The organism is Streptomyces sp. AC627_RSS907 (assembly GCF_019049165.1).
Genome location: NZ_JAGMUE010000956.1, coordinates 1 through 625, shown reverse-complemented (window position 1 = coordinate 625; position 625 = coordinate 1). Strand labels below are relative to the sequence as shown.

The 625-nt window shown below is 64.5% G+C and carries 1 protein-coding gene; it reads left to right on the top strand.

The features are described from left to right. On the top strand, nucleotides 1-625 hold a 625-nt coding region (gene sufB / locus KUM32_RS39640), incomplete at both ends, for a Fe-S cluster assembly protein SufB (RefSeq protein ID WP_217146583.1).

Sequence of the window (625 nt, the reverse complement as noted above, 5' to 3'; positions counted from 1 at the left end):
GCCTACCACCAGATCCGCGAGGACCTGGAGGAGCAGGGCGTCCTGTTCCTGGACACCGACACGGCGCTCAAGGAGCACCCGGAGATCTTCCAGGAGTACTTCGGCACCGTGATCCCGGCCGGCGACAACAAGTTCGCCGCGCTGAACACGGCCGTCTGGTCCGGTGGCTCGTTCATCTACGTTCCGCCGGGCGTCCACGTCGACATTCCGCTCCAGGCCTACTTCCGTATCAACACGGAGAACATGGGCCAGTTCGAGCGGACGCTGATCATCGTCGACGAGAACGCCTACGTGCACTACGTCGAGGGCTGCACCGCCCCGATCTACTCCTCGGACTCGCTGCACAGCGCCGTTGTGGAGATCATCGTCAAGAAGGGCGGCCGGTGCCGCTACACGACGATCCAGAACTGGTCGAACAACGTCTACAACCTGGTCACCAAGCGCGCCGTGGCCTACGAGGGCGCGACCATGGAGTGGGTCGACGGCAACATCGGCTCCAAGGTCACCATGAAGTACCCGGCCGTCTACCTGATGGGCGAGCACGCCAAGGGCGAGACGCTGTCCATCGCCTTCTCGGGCTCGGGCCAGCACCAGGACGCGGGCGCCAAGATGGTGCACATGGCGC